The 17,134-nt window shown below is 72.0% G+C and carries 15 protein-coding genes; 7 read left to right on the forward strand and 8 right to left on the reverse strand.

The genetic code is table 11. The features are described from left to right. Positions 1-170: 170 nt before the first annotated feature. Positions 171-377, reverse strand: coding sequence for a hypothetical protein (locus AC156L_RS38015; protein WP_330882982.1), 207 nt, complete (start codon positions 375-377; stop codon positions 171-173). Between the two features lie 816 nt (positions 378-1,193). Here AC156L_RS38015 and AC156L_RS38020 point away from each other — a divergent pair. Together AC156L_RS38020 and AC156L_RS38025 are read left to right on the forward strand one after the other, a co-directional pair. Then, positions 1,194-2,288 (forward strand): GntR family transcriptional regulator, encoded by a 1,095-nt coding sequence (locus AC156L_RS38020; protein WP_330882984.1) that lies wholly within the window; start codon positions 1,194-1,196, stop codon positions 2,286-2,288. A gap of 113 nt (positions 2,289-2,401) precedes the next feature. Beyond that, complete coding sequence (locus tag AC156L_RS38025) at positions 2,402-2,791, forward strand: sigma factor (protein WP_330882986.1); 390 nt, start codon at positions 2,402-2,404, stop codon at positions 2,789-2,791. Positions 2,792-2,803: 12 nt separating this feature from the next. Here the strand turns inward: AC156L_RS38025 and AC156L_RS38030 are convergent, their stop codons facing one another. Then, complete coding sequence (locus AC156L_RS38030) at positions 2,804-3,577, reverse strand: squalene/phytoene synthase family protein (protein WP_330882988.1); 774 nt, start codon at positions 3,575-3,577, stop codon at positions 2,804-2,806. A gap of 838 nt (positions 3,578-4,415) precedes the next feature. Beyond that, entirely contained in the window at positions 4,416-5,924 is a 1,509-nt protein-coding gene (locus AC156L_RS38035) for an MFS transporter (protein ID WP_330882990.1), read from the reverse strand. 102 nt (positions 5,925-6,026) lie between these two features. Between AC156L_RS38035 and AC156L_RS38040 the strand changes: the two genes are divergently transcribed. Both AC156L_RS38040 and atpB read left to right on the forward strand, forming a co-directional pair. Then, the gene (locus AC156L_RS38040) at positions 6,027-6,692 is read left to right on the forward strand and encodes a TetR/AcrR family transcriptional regulator (protein ID WP_330882992.1); all 666 of its coding nucleotides are present in this window, start codon (positions 6,027-6,029) and stop codon (positions 6,690-6,692) included. A gap of 92 nt (positions 6,693-6,784) precedes the next feature. After that, positions 6,785-7,558 (forward strand): F0F1 ATP synthase subunit A, encoded by a 774-nt coding sequence (gene atpB, locus AC156L_RS38045; protein WP_330882995.1) that lies wholly within the window; start codon positions 6,785-6,787, stop codon positions 7,556-7,558. A 9-nt stretch (positions 7,559-7,567) separates the two neighbouring features. Here the strand turns inward: atpB and AC156L_RS38050 are convergent, their stop codons facing one another. Together AC156L_RS38050 and AC156L_RS38055 are read right to left on the reverse strand one after the other, a co-directional pair. Next, on the reverse strand, positions 7,568-8,128 hold the full coding sequence (locus AC156L_RS38050) for a dienelactone hydrolase family protein (protein ID WP_330882997.1): 561 nt from the start codon (positions 8,126-8,128) through the stop codon (positions 7,568-7,570). A gap of 220 nt (positions 8,129-8,348) precedes the next feature. Continuing rightward, entirely contained in the window at positions 8,349-8,741 is a 393-nt protein-coding gene (locus AC156L_RS38055; RefSeq protein WP_330882999.1) for an SH3 domain-containing protein, read from the reverse strand. Between the two features lie 213 nt (positions 8,742-8,954). Here AC156L_RS38055 and AC156L_RS38060 point away from each other — a divergent pair, with 213 nt between their 5' ends. Further along, the gene (locus AC156L_RS38060; protein WP_330883001.1) at positions 8,955-9,275 is read left to right on the forward strand and encodes a putative quinol monooxygenase; all 321 of its coding nucleotides are present in this window, start codon (positions 8,955-8,957) and stop codon (positions 9,273-9,275) included. A 54-nt stretch (positions 9,276-9,329) separates the two neighbouring features. Here the strand turns inward: AC156L_RS38060 and AC156L_RS38065 are convergent, their stop codons facing one another. Continuing rightward, positions 9,330-10,727 carry a serine hydrolase gene (locus AC156L_RS38065; RefSeq protein ID WP_330883003.1) on the reverse strand — a complete coding sequence of 466 codons (1,398 nt, stop codon included), beginning with the start codon at positions 10,725-10,727 and terminating at the stop codon, positions 9,330-9,332. Between the two features lie 264 nt (positions 10,728-10,991). Between AC156L_RS38065 and AC156L_RS38070 the strand changes: the two genes are divergently transcribed. Further along, complete coding sequence (locus AC156L_RS38070) at positions 10,992-11,381, forward strand: hypothetical protein (RefSeq protein ID WP_330883004.1); 390 nt, start codon at positions 10,992-10,994, stop codon at positions 11,379-11,381. 56 nt (positions 11,382-11,437) lie between these two features. Beyond that, positions 11,438-12,292, forward strand: coding sequence for a M23 family metallopeptidase (locus AC156L_RS38075; protein WP_330883006.1), 855 nt, complete (start codon positions 11,438-11,440; stop codon positions 12,290-12,292). 63 nt (positions 12,293-12,355) lie between these two features. Here the strand turns inward: AC156L_RS38075 and AC156L_RS38080 are convergent, their stop codons facing one another. Beyond that, a complete protein-coding gene (locus AC156L_RS38080; protein WP_330883008.1) occupies positions 12,356-15,247 on the reverse strand; it encodes an AfsR/SARP family transcriptional regulator in 2,892 nt (963 codons plus the stop codon). A 174-nt stretch (positions 15,248-15,421) separates the two neighbouring features. Beyond that, the gene (locus tag AC156L_RS38085; RefSeq protein ID WP_330883010.1) at positions 15,422-17,122 is read right to left on the reverse strand and encodes an alkaline phosphatase family protein; all 1,701 of its coding nucleotides are present in this window, start codon (positions 17,120-17,122) and stop codon (positions 15,422-15,424) included. Between the last annotated feature and the right edge of the window lie 12 nt (positions 17,123-17,134).

The raw sequence follows: 17,134 nt of genomic DNA on the forward strand, positions 1-17,134 counted from the left end.
GGCTCCGGGTCTACTCGCACCAGGCAGGCCCGCACCGCGCCCGTTCATACCGGGCAGGCTCCGGGTCTGCCCGCTCCGCGCAGGCCCGCACCGGGCCCGTTCGCACCTGACCCGCTCACACCGGGCGGGCCCTGGGCTCGCTCGCACCGGACGGGTTCGCACCGCGCCCGTCACGCACCCCGCCGGTACCGGGGCTCACACCGTCGGACCCGCTCCTGCCGGGGCTCCGCCTGCTCGTCCACCCACTCGGCCGTGAGCCACTCGTCGATCCGCGCCCGGATGCGGGCCACCCGCCTCCTCTCCGCCCACCCGCGCCACCACCGGCGAACCACCCACACCAGAGCCACCAGAGCGGACACGCCCACCACGTACTCCACGGCGCACCTCCGCCCTACACCGCAACGCGCACCATCCAGCGGTCGGTATTCCTCCTGCTCTGACATTGTGATGCACCCCACTGACATTCACAAAGGCCTGAAACCCGGCACGGGCAGACCACCTGCGAGAAGGCCGTCCCAATCGGCCGGGCCGAGCGCGTCCCACCAGCAGAACCACACGCAGTTCCGCACTAAACGCCGCCGGAATGCTGTCGATTTCCTGGCGAAAGTTGTTGCCATGACAATCTTCATGAACCGGGTTTCACATTACCCACGAGTTACCCGTGACTTTGTTCCACATTCCCCTGAATCGGCCCGTCCGGGCAGGTCGTCGTGTCCATCGGGGCAAGGGGTTTGCGCACCAAAGAAAAGCGACCTAACGTGATGGGGTCTCCAGGGACGAGCGCGGACGCCCCACGGTTCGCGGGAACTCCGGAGAACAATCGTGAACAGCTTCGCCCCCGCGCTTTCGCATGTGCTTTTGCGGTGGGGGCGTCCGGCGCCGGCGGTGGCAGGGACCGTCGCGCGCCATACCGGTCGAGGGGTCGGCGGGCCACGCCATCGTCAGCCGACCCCTTGACCGGCAAAATTGGATCAGGCCTGGCCAGAGCGGTGCATCTCGGCTGCGCGGACATCGCGTCCACCGCCGGGGAACAGGGACGCGAACGGTGTCCCGATCAGCATCCGAACTGTTCGACCGCGTCAGGGAGATGGTTGTCTCAAATGCCAAACTCGACCGGGGAACGCTCGATCCCGACGCCCGCCGAGATCACGGACGACCTCGACGAAATGCTAGGCCTGGTTACCAGCACCTCGATGAGGACCACTCCGACCTGGACGTGGTGGACCGAGGACGACGACCAGGTTCTGGTCATGCGGATGCCGCACCCGGTGGGCACGGTCGTCGGCCAGCGCACCGTCCGGGAATACGGCCACACCGTCCGGGTCGAACTGAAGGTCCGGCACAGCGACTCCCCCGTGCGCCCGGCGTCTCGCGGCGCGATGGTCATGTCGACTTTGCGCTCCACCCTGCACCGGCCCATCGGGGGCCGTGAACTCGCCGTGTTCGCGAACGGCATTCCCCGGCCCGCCGTGCGGATGCTCGACGGGTCGCACGAGGTGATCTCGGCGGAAGCACAGGAATTTTCCGACGGTCCACACCGCGCGGCCGATCCGGTGCGCGCGGGAATTCCCGACGACGGCCGCATCCCCCGGTACTACCGGGCGAAGACCCGGCTGCTCGACCTCCTTCAGGAGCTGGGCCAAGGCGCCCCCCTACCCCCGGAGCGAGAACTGTCCGCTCAGTTCGGCATCGCACGCATGACGTTGCGCCAGGCCATCGGCGAGCTCGTCGTCGAGGGCAAGGTCCGGCGCAGGCAGGGCAGCGGCACCTACGTCGCGCCGCCCAAGCTCGTCCAGCCCCTCGGCGTCCCCACCGGGGAGCCGGGGCGGGAGGAGGCCGGTGAGGTCCGCAGGCTGGTCACGGCCGAGCACCTCGCCGCCGACGCCGACCTCGCCCGCGACCTGGACATCGACCCCGGCGACCCGGTCGTGCACCTGGAGCGGTTGGCGGTGGTGGACGAGGAGCCGATGCTCCTGGAGTCGAGCTACCTGTCCGCCAAGCGGTTCCCGGACCTGATCGAGGCGTTCGACCCGGACAAGTCGCTGCTCGACTGCCTCCGCGACCGCTACTTCACGGTGCCCGCGCGGACCGACGAGCAGGTGGAGACGGTGCTGGCGTCGCCGCGCGAGGCCAGGCTGCTCGCCACCGCGCCCGCCGCGCCGATGCTGCTGCTGCACCGGCTCAGCCACGACGGCGACGGCAACCCGGTGGAACGGGTGCGCGCGCTGTTCCGCGGCGACCGGTTCACGTTCGCGGTCAGCTCGGGGACGACTGACCAGGACGACTGACGCCGGTCACAAACTGGTCAGCGGTTGAGCACCACCGACGTCCTACCGTGGGAACCGCCGCGAGGTGCACGGTCGGTGGACCGCCAGGCGATCAGCAAGAGGTGAGGAGAACGGTGGTGTTCCGATCCGCGCGGGCCGAGGCCGTCGCAGGCGAGCTGTTGGTGCGCAAGCTGTACGAGGAGCACGGCCGCGCGGCGCTGGCGTACGCGACCAGGCTGACCGGTGACCGCGCCGCGGCCGAGGCCGTGGTCGAGGAGACTCTCGTCCGGGCCTGGCGGTACTCCGACGCGATCGGGCAGGGCGGCGACTGGGTGCGCGGCTGGCTGCTCAGCACGGTGGAGAACGTCGTCCTGGAGCGGTCCTGCGCGCGCTCGGCCCCGCCGTGGCCGACCGGGGAGCACCCCGTCCGGCTGCCGGCGGTGCTCCGGACGGTCATCCGCAAGGTGAAGGTCAGCCGGATGAACGCCGTGCGCACGTCCGAGGCGCCGCTCTCGGTGTCCTGACGGCCGACCCGGTCACCGCGACGTCCCGCTGAACGTCCGGTGTGGAGCTCTGACGCCGTCGGCCGGGGGGTGGGGGAACACCACGGCGGCCAGCTCGTCGAGACCGCGGCGGGCGCCTTCGACCGCCATCGCCAGGAACCGCCTGCTCGACGGGTGCACGAGGTCGACCACTCCGGCGCCCTGGTCCACCAGCAGCCCCGCCTGCCGCACCACCGCGTCGATCGGCTCGTCCGGCAGGTAGTGGCGGCCGGTGCGCAGGTCGTGGCCGTGGTCCCGGCAGACGTCGAGCAGCCGGAACACCTCTCCCAGCAACGACATCTCGTGCTCGGCCGGGCGCACCGGTTCCAGCAGCGTCAGCGTCAGCCTGGCCGGGGCACCGCCCGCGCCCCGCAGGAAGCCGCGCAGGTCGTCGAACGTCGCGCAGCGGAGCGGTGTCTCCCGGTCGCGCCGGATCGTCTCCAGGAACTCGCCCAGCACCGCCACGTCCAGGCGCCGGGTGCGCACGGTGTGCGCGAACGCCTGCCGCAGCGGGTGCTCACCGCGACCGGTCTCCACCTCGACGACGGTCTCGGCGGCCCAGTCGGTGAAGCAGTCGTCGGCGATGTCCTCGGTGGCCGCGAAGTACGCGTGCAGCGCGTGGAAGTAGCGGTGCTTCGACGGGGGTAGGTACGTCCTCACCAGGTGGTGGGTCTCCGGGTCCGCGGCGGCGTGCACGCGGTCGCACAGCTCGAACGACGCCCGCAGCGCGGGATCCGGAACACCTGCCAGGTCCAGCGAGTTCACCATCAGCACACCCCGTTCTCCGCAGTGGGCACTGATCATTCAGCGAGAGGGGGGTGAAAAACGAGGGCTCGGCCTGTTTCGGTCGAAAAGACGAAGGGATAGCCCGAATCGGTGAAGTTTCGTCACCGATCGTCGCGGAGGACCACGACGGGTGGTGACCGGGACGGCCTACTCCTCGTGGGGCTCGCCGATCTCCTCACCCACCATGCTTGTCGGCTTCCGCGGCCGTGGTGGAGCGAGTAGTAGCACGTGCCGCTGTATGGTTGACCTGTGCCGGGCTTCCGGTTTCAGCGGATCGAGTGGCTGCCGGTCCTGGGGGATCGAGTGGCTGCCGGTCCTGGGGATCGGGTAGCTGCTGGTCCCAGCGGGGCGGCCGATTTGACTCGGGGGCCCCTGGATTTGCCCCTTGATCGGGCTTGCGGGCAGAGGCGGTGGCCTGCCCGATCTACCAGGGTAAGGGGCAAATCCCCCGAGTAAGATCGGCCGTGGTTCAGGGAAGGCGGCAGCTCGCTGTCAGCGCGTACGACGGCAGGGGGTTGCGCTTTTGCTTGGCCAGGACTGCAGTACGTCTTGTCGACTGTCCACAAAGGTCTTGGCTCTGCTTGGCAGGGTTGTTGCCGCCCGTGGGCGTTACCGTCCACCTTGTCCGTGCTCGGCCGAGTCCCCAACGTGATGGGGCTGCCGTAGTCGGGCGGCGATGTCCAACCCCAGGACTCTTCCGCTTTCCCACGGCTGCGGCCAGGACGGCTGTCATGTCGTCCTGGCCGCAGCCGATCTCCGGCACGGACCCGCCTGGGAAGCGGTTCGTTGATCGTGGGAACGGCGGGCGGGTGAAGTGCTGCTACATGTGCACGGCCGGGGCCGCGCCCTCCATGTTCGGGGCGCCCGAGCGGAGCAGGAGGCCGGAGATGAGCGCGCCCACGAGGAAGACGCCGGCCGCCCAGGTGAAGGCCGTGCTGTAGCTGTGGATGGCCGCGTCGGCCAGCAGTTGCGGGGTCGGCTGCCTTCCGTCCACGAAGGACACGGCCGCGTCGGCCGCCAGGGTGCTCAGCAGGGCGGTGCCGATGGAGCCGCCGATCTGCTGCATGGTGTTCACGGTCGCCGAGGCGACGCCCGCGTCGTGCGCTTCCACGCCCAGCGTGGCGACGCTCATGGCGGGCGCCATCGACAGGCCGATGCCGACGCCGAGGACCATCAGGGGCAGCAGCACGCCGCCGCTGTAGGTGCTGGTGAGGCTGATCTGGCTGAGCCAGAACAGGCCCACCGCGCCGATGACCATGCCGAGCGGCACGAGCGGGCGGGCGCCGAAGCGGGGCAGCAGCAGCGCGGTCGCCGAGGTCGCGCTGATCATCAGGGTGGCGACCATCGGCATGAAGGCCAGGCCGCTCTCGATGGGCGTGAACCGCAGGTTCTGCTGGAGGTAGAACGTGAGGAACAGGAAGATCGCGAACATCCCGATGCCGAGCAGGAACACCGAGGCGTAGGCGCCCGCGCGGTCGCGGTCCAGCACGATGCGCATCGGCAGCAGCGGGTGCGAGGTGGTCGTCTGGATGCGGACGAACACGACGAGCAGCACGACGCCCGCCAGCAGGAAGCCCCACACGGACGCGGACGACCAGTCGTGGCTCTCCTTGTTGGCGAAGCCGTAGACGACGGCGAAGAGGCCCGCGGTCGAGGTCAGGGTGCCGGGGACGTCGAGCTTCGGGCGGTCGGACGCGGCGACGGGCTCGTGGCGCAGCAGCACGTAGGAGCCCGCCAGGGCGATCACGGCGAAGACGATGTTGACGTACATGCACCAGCGCCAGTCGAGGTACTCGGTGAGCACGCCGCCGAGCAGCAGGCCGATGGCCGCGCCGCCGCCTGCGATGGCGCCGAAGATGCCGAACGCGCGGCCGCGCTCCTTCGGGTCCGTGAACGTGGTGGTGAGCAGCGAGAGCGCGGCGGGGGCGAGCAGGGCGCCGAACACGCCCTGCGCGGCGCGGGCGGCGAGCAGCATCTCGATGCTGGTCGCGGCGCCGCCGATCGCGGAGACGACGGCGAAGCCGCCCAGGCCCACCAGGAACGCGGGCTTGCGGCCGAAGATGTCGCCGATGCGTCCGCCGAGCAGCAGGAGGCTGCCGAACGCGAGCGCGTAGGCGGTGACGACCCACTGGCGGGCGTCGTTGCTGAAACCGAGGTCCGCCTGGGCGGACGGCAGCGCGATGTTCACGATGGTCGCGTCGAGCACGACCATGAGCTGCGCGAGGCCGATCATGACCAGGATCAGCCAACGTCGAGCGTGGTGCGGGTTGTCGCCGTGGTCGGCGACGACCCTGGGCGCCTCCACCGTGGCGGTCGGTGAATCCGGCATGGGCGTGTCCTCACGGGTATATGTGGAGCAGGTATCTCCGGTTACCCGATCAGCGTACACACGAAGTGGAGGAGCAACCTCAACTTCCGGTACCGTAGGGGCATGACACGGGACACAGTCCCCGTCGCAACGGTGCGACCCCTGCGTCGGGATGCGGAGCTCAACCGCCGCAAGATCATCGAATCCGCGCGGATCGTCTTCAGCGAACGCGGTTTCGGCGCCACGCTCGACGACATCGCCCACCACGCCGGTCTCGGCGTCGGCACGGTGTACCGCCGGTTCCCCGGCAAGGAGCACCTCGTGGAGGCCATGTTCGTCGAGCGCATGGACGAGATCCGCGAGCTGGCCGAGCGGGCGCTGGAGGAGAGCGACCCCTGGGAGGGGTTCGCGACCTTCCTGGTGGGCACCGCCGAACTGCACTCCGCCGACCGCGGGCTGCGGGAGGTCATGCTGTCCAACAACTTCGGCCAGGAACGCGTGGCCGCGGCCAAGGAGCGGATGATCCCGCTCGCGGTGGAACTGGTGCGGCGGGCCAAGGCGTCCGGGCAGTTGCGCGCGGACTTCGAGGACACCGACCTGCCGATCATCCACATGATGATCGGCTCGGTCGCCCAGTACACCCACGACGTGCGGCCCGAGCTGTGGCGGCGCTACCTCGGCGTGCTGCTGGACGGACTGCGGGCCGACTCGGGCCGGACGCTGTCCCCCGAGGCGCTGGACCCCGAGGCGCTCGACGTCGCCATGTGCGCGTGGAAGCCGCGCCAGTGACGCGGGGCACCTGAGCCGAACGGGTGCACGCCCCCTCGTCCACACCGGTCCGTTAGCGTGGCGGGACAGCTTGGACGAGGGGGGACCCGCCCATGACCTCCGTGTTGGCCGACTCGACGTTCGTCCCGCCGGGGGTGCGGGACTTCTTCCCACCCGCGATCGTCGGCGGGATCACCAAACCGATGGTGCTGCTGGTGCTGTCGGTCGTCGTCGTCGCGGTGTTCTTCCTGGTCGCCGTGCGCGACCTGAGGATCGTGCCGGGCCGGTTCCAGTTCGCCGCCGAATCGGTCTACGGCTTCGGCCGCGACTCCATCGCCAGGGAGCAGATCGGCGGCAGGGACTTCGCGCCCTACGTGCCGCTGATCGTGTCGCTGTTCACGTTCATCCTGGTGAACAACCTGTTCGGCATCATCCCGTTCATCCAGTTCCCGACCATGGCGCACTCCGGTTTCCCGCTGGCGCTGCTGATCGTCCTCTACCCGCTGTTCCACGTCGTCGGCATCCGGCGGCACGGGCTCGGCGGCTACCTGAAGAACCAGCTGTTCCCGCCGGGCGTGCCGAAGCCCGTCTACCTGATGCTGACGCCGATCGAGCTGTTCCTGCGGTTCTTCATGGACCCGCTCGCGCTCGCGATCCGGGTGTTCGCCGCCATGTTCGCGGGCCACCTGATCCTGCTGGTGTTCACCCTCGGCGGCGAGTTCCTCCTCCTGGAGGCGGGCGCCTGGCTCACACCGGTGTCGCTGGTGGCCTTCGCGTTCGCCATCGCGATGACGTTCCTGGAAGCACTGGTGCAGGTGCTCCAGGCGTACATCTTCGCCCTGCTGACGGCGAACTACATCGGCCGCGCGCTGGCGGCCGACCACTAGGCGGTCGGGTCAGAGCGCGGCGAGGAAGTCGATGCAGCGCCGCCACATCAGCTGGGCGGCGCGCTCGTCGTAGTCCGGCAGGCCCTCGTCGGTGAACAGGTGCCCGACGCCGGGGTAGGTGAAGGCCTCAGCCTTGGCGCCCGCCGCGTCCCGCACCCACCCGGCGACCTTGTCCGGCGTCGCGTACGCGTCCGGGTCCGCCACGTGGAGCTGCATCGGCAGGCCGGGCCGCACGTTGTCCGGCACGGCCCCGGTCCCGTGCAGGAACAGCACGCCCGCGCACTCCGGGCGTTCGGCCAGCAGCCCGCCCGCGATGCTCGCGCCCATGGAGAACCCGCCGAGCACCGTGTCGGCGGGCAGGCCGTGCAGGACCGCGCGCGCCCGTTCGGCGATGGTCGGCCAGCCGATCCACTCGGCCAGCGTGAACCCGTCGTCCAGGGTCTCGGCGATCCCGCCGTAGTACAGGTCGGGGGTCACCACGGCGTGCCCGGCCTCCCGGAACCGACCCGCGGCGGCGAGCACGGCGGGCCTGAGCCCGTAGGCGGAGTGGAACAGCACGACGGTGGTCATGGGCCCATTATCGACTGGGTGGCGAGAGCCGCGACCACACCCACCACGAGGACGGCGGCGGTGACGGGGTACCGGTCGGTCCGGGCCGTCCCCGAGTCCCGACCGGTGCCGGTGAGCAGCGCGTTCGCCCGCGGCACCGCACCGCACCGCCGCACCCGCGAGGGGGCCGCCCCTCGAACCCCGGAGCCGAGCGGCGTCCCCCTCACGGACCCCACGACCGTCAGCCCACGTAGTGGCAGTAGGCCATCGGCGGCAGGTTGCCGTACATGTCACCCTCCAGGTACAGGGCGTTGACGAACTGGTTGCCGCCGTCCTGGTGGCCGATCAGCACCCAGATGTCCCTGGTGATCCCGAAGTCCGTGATCGGCTCGCCGTGCGTGTAGCAGTACGCCGACGTGCTCCCGCCCGCCGACAGGTAGCCCGCTTTGGCGCACGAGCTGGCGGGGCACTGCCGGACGTTCACCTGGTGCCACGCGGTGACCCGGTACTGGGGCGGGTCGCCGATGCCGCCCTGCCCGGTGACGGCGGCCGGGTCGGCCATCGCAGCGGCACCACCGCCGAGCACGGCCGCCGCCGTCAGCAGTGCGGTGACGGCGAACTTCACGAGCCTCATCCAGAACCTCCTCGGGTCGGGCCGCGACGGCCCGTTCCATGATCGAATTTTGTCGACCGCTGTGGACACGCCGCCGACCACCGCGGCGTTGCACGGGTTCGACCGGTCGCTCCGGGGTCCCGATCCGCTCCCGGCGTGCCGGGGACCGGGACGAGGAGGATCGTCGGACGCGGCGACCGCCGGTCGTCCCAGCGCGCACGAACGAGGAGAGTCATGATCTTCATCACGGCCAAGTTCCGGATCAAGCCCGAGCACGCCGACGACTGGCCGGAGATCGCCCGCGAGTTCACCGAGGCGACCCGCGCCGAGCCCGGCTGCCTGTGGTTCGACTGGTCCCGCAGCGTCGACGACCCGACCGAGTACGTGCTCGTGGAGGCGTTCCGCGACGGCGAGGCGGGCGCGGCGCACGTCGGGTCCGACCACTTCAGGACCGCCCGCGAGACCCTCCCGCCCCACCTGGTGGCGACGCCGAGGATCGTGAACACCACGGTTCCCGGCGAGGACTGGTCCGAGCTGGGCGAGATGGCCGTCTGACGACCGGGGCCCGCCGACCCCGGTGGGGCGGCGGGCTCCGGTGTGGACGGACGGTCAGTCGCGCAGGTCGGCGACGATCTCGTCGATGGCCTTCCCGAGCTTCCCGTGCTTCTCGGTGTAGAGCACCGGGAACGTGCCGGGGGTGTCGGCGGGCCGGTTCAGGTCGACGTAGTCGGTGCCCAGGTTGGAGAACACGACGACCACGTAGTGGCGGTTCTTCTCACCCGGCAGCGAGCGCACGATCCCCGCGTCGCTGCCGGTGGTGTCCACCCAGCCGGTCTTGTGCGCGAACGTGACCTCGGCCGCCGCGTCGCACGGCCGGGTGTCCCGGTCGTACACCGCGTCGCCCGCGGTCACGCGACCGGTGGCCGGGTCGACCCAGCGCTTCGGCGTGACCTGCGGGATGCCCGGTGCCGGGTACCCGCGGCCGCACCAGTTCGTGGTGGACAGCATCTCGTTGTGGCCCTGGTCGGCCAGCGTCCTGGCGAACAGCTCGCGCGAGGTGGCGCTCAGCTCGTCACGGGTGATCCGCTTGCCCTCGGCCGTGGTCCACAGCGTGCCGACGCCGCCGTTGACCAGAAGCAGGAGCTTGGCGGTGTCGACGCTGCTCATGTTCGCGCCGATCCACCGACCGCCGTTGGCCGGGTTGGTGCCGGTCACCATGAGCGTCGACAGGCCGAGGTCCGCGAACGTCCGGTTGACCTGGTCCCACGCGCCGAGGTCGTGGACCATCTTGATCAGCGCGCACGTCGACTCGTTCTTCGACAGGGTGATCATCTCGTCGAAGTACCGCTTGATCGGCTTGGTGGCCGCGCCGCCGCAGGCCGCGTTCGGCGCGGTCGGCTCGTAGACGTAGTCCGCGTCCAGCGAGACGCGCCCCTGGTCGGCCAGGCGCAGCACGCCGAAGCCGACCATGAGCTTGAGCACCGACGCCGGGTACGGCGAGGAGAAGTCGATCGGCGCCTGCTCGCGGCCCGCGAGCACGTCCCTGGTCCCCCTGCCGCCGTTGGCGTCCCACTCGGCGTCGTCCCACCAGCGGTAGCGCACCTGGTCGGTGGACAGCCCGCTCCTGTTCAGCGGCACCACGACCCCGTCCGGGTACCGCGGGCTGACGAGCACGTCGGCCATCGCGGTCGGCCTGCCGAGCCGGTCGAGCTCGATCACCGCGACGTCCAGGTTCGGCGACTGGTGCAGCGGCGTCGGCTCGGCCGCGACCGCGACCCTCGCGGCCAGGTCCGCGGCCGTGGCGTCGTACTTCTCCGGAGCGCCCGCGCGCCCGGCCGCCACACCGCTGCTCGCGGGCGGGGTCACGTCCAGCACGTTGCGGAAGTCCTGCGCGGCGATCGCGGCGCGCAGCCGGTCGGCGAGCCGGTGCCCCGCCGCGGAGTCGGGCTCCGCGACCGCGGGGGCGGTCCCGCCGAGCAGGGCCGAGACCGCCACGGCGGCGGTCAAGGTCAACGTTCTGCGTTGGAACAAGCTCACGCACTCCCCCGAATGATGGAATCGACTGTGCCGGGAACAGTAGGGGACGGACCCGTCGACCATTCCAGGTGATCTTGGAATCTTGTGATCCCGCACAACTCCCGCACAACCGGCTCGCTCCCGGTGAGCGCTTCCCACCTGCCGGTTTACCGCCGCCTAGGCGTTCTCTGACCCCGGTGCCCGAGAGTTCGTGCCGTCCACGGGGGACGAGGTCGAAGGGCACGAGGAGGTCCGATGCCGATCCGCACGTCCACCGCGCCGCGGCGCGCCTCCACCGGCCTGCTCGCCCTCGTCGCCGCGGGGACCGGGATCTCGACCGGCAGCCCGGTCACGCTGGTCCGCCGGGAGCGCGGGCCGAGCTACGGCGGCAGCGACATCCGGGACCTCACCGACGACGGGCTGTGGATCCCGGACGCCTACGTGGACACCGACCCCACCGGCGCGGTGGTGGGCGCCTGCGTCGTCCCCCGGTCCTTCCCGGCGAAGGTGGACCTCAACGGGCGCGCGAAGAAGGGCGACCAGATCCTCGAAGCCGCTCCGCCGCGCGACGACGACGGTGTGCACGTCCGCGGCACCTGCGGCAGGAACTCGTGGACGGCCCACGCCGTCCGCTACATCCAGTGAACGTCCACCACGCGGTCCCGGAGCACCGGAACCGCCCGGATGAGGGTTGGGGAACCATGAGGCTCAACACGATCGCAGCGGCGGGCATCGGCCTGCTGGTCGGCATCGGAGGCCTGGCCGTCGGCGGCGGGACGGCGGTGGCGGAACCGAACTTCCAGCTACCGTTCCCCTGCGCCCAGACCTGGGAGGGCCAGACCCGCACGGGCCACAGCCCGGCCAACGCGGTGGACTTCAACCGGGCCAACGACGAGGGCGACGCCGTGGTCGCGGCCTCCTCCGGCACGGTGAGCCGCGTGGCCAACGAGGGGTCCACCAGCTACGGCCGGTGGATCGAGATCAACCACGGCGGCGGCTGGACCACCCGCTACGCCCACCTCTCCGCGCAGCGGGTGTCGGTCGGCCAGGGCGTGTCCACCGGACAGACCATCGGCAACGTCGGCAACACCGGCGGGTCGACCGGCGCGCACCTGCACTACGAGCAGAGGCTCAACGGTGCCGCGGTGAGGGCGAAGTTCAACGGCACCACCGCTCTCTACTGGGGGACCAAGAGCTACAAGAGCACCAACGGCTGCGGCGGCGGCAGCGGCAACCCCTACGACGCCGAGCAGGTGTGCGGCTCCGGGTACGAGGTCGTGGACTCCGCCGCCCTGGGCACCAAGGGGCGCGTCTACCTGACCTACAACAGCGGCAACGGCAACAACTGCGCCGTGACGATGAAGCACACCAAGCTGGGCACGGCGTCGGCGTCCTCCGCCTTCCTGGAGGTCGAGGGCGCGGCCAGGAGCACCGACTCGGGCAGCTACGCCTACTACGCCGGCCCGGTCCGCAAGGCGGCTCCCGGCAAGTGCGTGAAGTGGGGCGGCTCGGTGGACTCCGAGACCTACACCAGCCGCTTCGAGCACTGCGGCTGACCGGTGGCGGGCGGTTCCGGTCCGCTGTGGACCGGAACCGCCCGCCTCGGCGGGTGTGCGGTGTCAGTCCACGAGGACCGGGTCGAGGTAGCCGAGGAACGACTCGAAGAACACGGGCAGCCGCACGTCCACGCCCTCGAACAGCGTTCGCGCGGTCCGCTGGTGCCAGGCCGCCTCGGCGTCCCGGCCGTCCGCCAGCAGCGCGCGGGCGACCTGCCGGTGCCCCGCCGCCCTGCCGTACGCGCTGCCGAGCAGGCTGGTCATCGCGAGCGACGCGCTCGCGTCCTCCAGCGCCGCGGCCGGGTTCCCCTGCCGCAGGTGGACCTCCGACCGGCTGAGCAGCGTCGTCCACTCGTCCTCGCGGTTGCCGACCTCCCGCGCCCGCGCCATGCACTCGTCGAGCAGCGGCAGCGCCCGGTCGTGGTCGCCGAGGTGCCCGTGGAGCAGCCCGAGGTCGGCCACGCAGATGGCGATGCTGTGCGGGGCGTCGTTCTCCCGCGCCAGGTCCAGCGCGTGCCCGGCCAGCACCAGCGCCGTCGCGGCCCGGCCCGACAGGTGGTGCGCGCGGGCCAGCACGTGCAGCGTGCCGACGGCGGCTCCCGGTGCCCCGTGCTCGTCCAGGATCGCCAGCGCCCGCTCCAGGTGCGGCACGGCCTCCTCGGCCCGCCCCGCGTAGTTCGTGAGCAGCCCGCCGAGGCTGACCAGCACCCGTGCCCGGTCCAGCGGGTCGTCCGCGGACAGCGCCAGCGCCCGGTCGTACCGCTCGCGGGCGAGCCCGTAGCGACCGGCGACCTGGTCCGCGAACGCCTGCACGAGCAGCGCGAGCCGTTCGACGCCGGGGGCGAGCCCCAGCTTCGCGACCGCCGCGCCGATGCGCCCGGTCTGCGCGATCTCGGCGTGCAGGTCCTGCTTCCACAGGTGTTCCTGGAGCATCAGGGCGATCTCCAGGGCGAGCACGGCGCAGTCCGGCAGAACGGCGGCCTGACCGGCGGCGACCAGCAGGTTCGGCGTCTCGGCCGCCATCCAGGCCAGGCACTCCCCGATCTCGCCGCAGGGTGCGGGCGCCCCCTCCGGGTGCGGGACGTCGAGCGGTCGCAGCGTCGACTGCACGGCGCGGACCGTGTCGCGGTAGTGGGTCAGCGCCCGCACGACCGCCGCGGTCCGCTCCTCGGCGGGCTCGTCGTGCTCGGCCCGCTCGATCGCGAACAGCCGGAGCAGGTCGTGCATCCGGTACTCCCCCGGTGCCTCCACGTCCACGAGCCCGGCGTCCACGAGCGGGTCGATCGCCCGTTCGGCCTCGGCCGGGTGCAGGTCCAGCAGGGCCGCGGCGACCGGCAGCCGCAGCGTCGGCAGCGTCAGCAGGCCCAGCAGCCGGAACGAGTGCGCCGCGACCCGGCCGCGCTCGGACCCGTCGCGCAGCAGCTCCTCGTAGCTGAGCCGCACGCTGGAGCGCACCGCGAGGTCGTCGAACCGCAGCTCGTCCAGCCGGTGCCGCTCGTCGTCGAGGCGGGAGGCCAGCGACGCCAGCGTCCAGTCCGGCCTGCTGCGCAGCCGGGCGGCGGCGATCCGCAGCGCCAGCGGGAGGTACCCGCAGCTGCGCGCCACCTCGGCCGCCGCGCGCCTGCTCACCCCGTCCGTGACCAGGCCGGTCACCGCGCCGAGCAGTGCGACGGCCTCGTGCTCCGGCAGCGGCTCCAGCGCGAGGTGCAGGCCGTCCAGGGTGGCCAGCACCCGCCTGCTGGTGACCAGGATCGCGCTGCCGGGTCCCGCGGGCAGCAGCGGGACCACCTGGCTCGCGTCGATCGCGTTGTCCAGCACCACGAGCACCCGGCGGTCCGCGAGCATCGACCGGTACAGCGCCGCGGCCTCGGCGGGATCGGCCGGGATCGCGGACGGCGGCGCGCCGAGCGCCCGCAGGAAGTGCTGGAGGACCTGGGCCGCCTCGACGGGTTCGCGCCCCGGCGTGGAGCCCTGGAGGTCGACGTAGAGCTGGCCGTCGGGGAACAGCCCGGCCGCCAGGTGCGCGACGCGCAGCACCAGGGCGGACTTGCCCCGGCCGCCGGGCCCGTGGACCGCGCCCACGACCGGTTCTCGGGTGGCGCGCGACAGCAGGTGGAGCAGCACCTCCCGCTCGCGGTCCCGGTTGACGAACACGACGGGGTTGGCGGGGAGTTCCCTCGGCGCGATCCGCTTCTCCCCCGCGGGCTCGACCGGCGCGGCCACGTCGCCCGCCAGCACCGAGTCGCGCAGCGCCCGCAGCTCCTGTCCGGGGTCGAGGCCCAGTTCGTCGGCCAGCAGGCGCTCGCCCTCGGCGAACACGGTGAGCGCCTCGGCCTGGCGGCCGGAGTGGTGCAGCGCGAGCATCAGCTGGCCGCGCAGGCGTTCCCGCAACGGCTGCTCCGCGACCAGCGCCGTCAGCTCGGGCACGAGGTCGCGGTGCCGGGCGGCGCGCAGGTCGGCGTCGACCCGGTACTCCACGGCGCCCAGCCGCTCCTCCTCCAGCGCGTCGCTCAACCGCCCGCCCCTGCCGGTGTGGCGCAGGTCGGGCACGGCGGTGCCGCGCCAGAGGTCCAGCGCCTCGCGCAGCAGGTCGCCCGCCACCACCGGGTCGGCGGCGGCCGTCGCGCGGCGCACGAGGTCGCGGAACACCTCCAGGTCCAGCGCGCCCCGCGGGATGTCCAGGCGGTAGCCCTGCCGCGACCCGGTCAGCACGACGTCCGGGGTGCCCGCCAGGAGTCTGCGCAGCTGCGACACGTAGACCTGCACGACCTTGCGGCCGCTCGCGGGCGGCTCGTCCTCCCAGAGGACGGCGAGCAGGCTCTCCACCGACACGACCTGCCCCGCGCTGAGCAGCAGGCCGGTCAGCAGCCTGCGCTGCTGCGGCGCGGCGATGTCGAGCGCGTGCCCGTCACGGCGCACCTCCAGCGGACCCAGAACACCGAACGACCAGCTCACACATCCACCCAGACACGCGTCGGCCGACCTTGGTCCCCCCGCTGACCGCACTCCGCCGAGTGGTGTCGTCCATGAGCTCGTCGGCGTCGTCCCGCCAGCCGATCGCGACGATAACAGCTCCCCCGTGCACACCGAACCAGTTGAACAGCGGGCTGAAGACTCCGCTGTCGACGGTCAGTGGTCGGGTGAGGCCGACGGTGTCGGGGCCGCCGGGCCGAAGGCGGTCAGGAACCTGTCGCGGAACGAGTCCATCCGCCAGACGGGCGCCCGCCCACCGGGCTTGAGGCCGTCGTCCCAGCCCCAGGCCGCGACGCGGTCCAGCACGGCCGGGTCCTTGGCGACGATCGTGATCGGCACGTCGCGGCCCGCGTCGGCCCCGGTGACGACCTGCGCGGGCTGGTGGTCCCCGAGGAAGACCAGCACGAGGTCGTCGTCGCCGTGGTCGCGCACGTAGGAGACGAGGGTGTTCACCGCGTACTCGACGGACTTCGCGTAGTCGGCCCGGACGCCGCTCGGCTCGCGGCCGAAGATGGCCTCCGGCGGTTCGTCGCCCGAGACCATCGAGCCGTACGCGGAGCCGTCGCCGACGGCCTCCCAGTCCAGCGGCTCCGGGATGGGCGACCACGGCGCGTGGCTCGACAGCAGCGGGATCGCGGCCATCACCGGGGCGTGGCCGGGGGTGGAGCGCTCGCGCTGCTGGAACGCGGACAGCGTGTACTGGTCGGGCATGGTGGCGTAGCCGAAGCGCGGTCCGCGGTAGCCGAGGTCGGCGCTCGCGTAGATCTTCTCGTAGTCGAAGTACTCGCCCTCGGGCCAGGCCTGGGTGATGCCGGGCACGACGCCGACGGACCGCCAGTCCGCGCGCCCGAACGCGCCGGGCAGGCTGAGGCGGTCGCTCGCGACGAGCGTGCGGTACCGCTGCTGGTTGTCGATCCACAGCCCCGACAGCAGCGTCGCCTGGGCCAGCCAGCTCCCGCCGCCCGCCGTCGGGGAGGTCAGGAAGGCGCTCCGGGACGCGAACCCGGCCGCGCGCAGCTCGGCGCCGCCCGCGTCGAGCGCCGCGGTCACCCTCGGCGCGATCTCCGGGTGCTCCAGGGCGTCGCGGCCGTAGCTCTCCACGAACGCGAGCACGACGTCCTTCCCGCGCAACCCGGTCAGCAGCTCCGAGCCGGGGGTGTCGCGGAACGCGTCGACCGCGGCCTCCGCGGCGAACGCCTCGCGGTCGTTCAGGCCCGCCTTCACGGCGCGCGCGTGGTCGTGGACGAACTCCGTCGCGCCACCGGTGGAGATCGGCACACCGGGCACGGCGAGGGTGATCCAGGCGACCGCGAGCAGCGCGACCGCGCGCGTCGACGCGGTGCGGTGGCCGACCACGACGCGGGTCAGCCGCAGGACGGCCAGGGTCGTGAGCACGATGAGCCCGACCACGAGCGCCACGGCCGCCACCACGACGCCGATCGACGCGATCCGGCCGACCGTGACGTCGACGTAGTTGACGGCGGGCCCGAGCAGCGGCCAGTCCAGCACCAGGTCGAACGGCCGGTAGAGCACCGTGTCGAAGCCGATGTCCATGATCTTCACCACGAGCAGCAGGCCGAGCCCGGCACCGCCCGCCACCGCCGCGGTCCGGCGGAGCCGGGGCGGCAGGACGAGCACGAGCACCACCCCGAACAGCCCCTCGACCGGGATGCGCAGGAACGCGCCGGGCGTGAAGCGTTCGAGGTCGGCGGGCGCGACGAGCGCCACCAGCACGAGCAGCCCGGCCAGGACCGTGGTCACGGGTGCCGCCGCGCGGCGCCACCCGGACCTGGCGGGCGTCTCCCCCGGAGCCGTCCGCTCCGCGGGGGACCGCCGGAACCACGTGATGACCGACATTCTCCGAACCCT

It is taken from the genome of Umezawaea sp., from assembly GCF_057122925.1.

What these genes read in the sequence shown, in the direction of transcription:
- AC156L_RS38020 (WP_330882984.1), top strand. Translation starts at nt 1,194, where the DNA reads ATGAGGACCACTCCGACCTGGACGTGGTGGACCGAGGACGACGACCAG.
- AC156L_RS38030 (WP_330882988.1), bottom strand. Translation starts at nt 3,577, where the DNA reads ATGGTGAACTCGCTGGACCTGGCAGGTGTTCCGGATCCCGCGCTGCGG.
- AC156L_RS38035 (WP_330882990.1), bottom strand. Translation starts at nt 5,924, where the DNA reads ATGCCGGATTCACCGACCGCCACGGTGGAGGCGCCCAGGGTCGTCGCC.
- AC156L_RS38040 (WP_330882992.1), top strand. Translation starts at nt 6,027, where the DNA reads ATGACACGGGACACAGTCCCCGTCGCAACGGTGCGACCCCTGCGTCGG.
- atpB (WP_330882995.1), top strand. Translation starts at nt 6,785, where the DNA reads ATGACCTCCGTGTTGGCCGACTCGACGTTCGTCCCGCCGGGGGTGCGG.
- AC156L_RS38050 (WP_330882997.1), bottom strand. Translation starts at nt 8,128, where the DNA reads ATGACCACCGTCGTGCTGTTCCACTCCGCCTACGGGCTCAGGCCCGCC.
- AC156L_RS38055 (WP_330882999.1), bottom strand. Translation starts at nt 8,741, where the DNA reads ATGAGGCTCGTGAAGTTCGCCGTCACCGCACTGCTGACGGCGGCGGCC.
- AC156L_RS38060 (WP_330883001.1), top strand. Translation starts at nt 8,955, where the DNA reads ATGATCTTCATCACGGCCAAGTTCCGGATCAAGCCCGAGCACGCCGAC.
- AC156L_RS38070 (WP_330883004.1), top strand. Translation starts at nt 10,992, where the DNA reads ATGCCGATCCGCACGTCCACCGCGCCGCGGCGCGCCTCCACCGGCCTG.
- AC156L_RS38075 (WP_330883006.1), top strand. Translation starts at nt 11,438, where the DNA reads ATGAGGCTCAACACGATCGCAGCGGCGGGCATCGGCCTGCTGGTCGGC.
- AC156L_RS38085 (WP_330883010.1), bottom strand. Translation starts at nt 17,122, where the DNA reads ATGTCGGTCATCACGTGGTTCCGGCGGTCCCCCGCGGAGCGGACGGCT.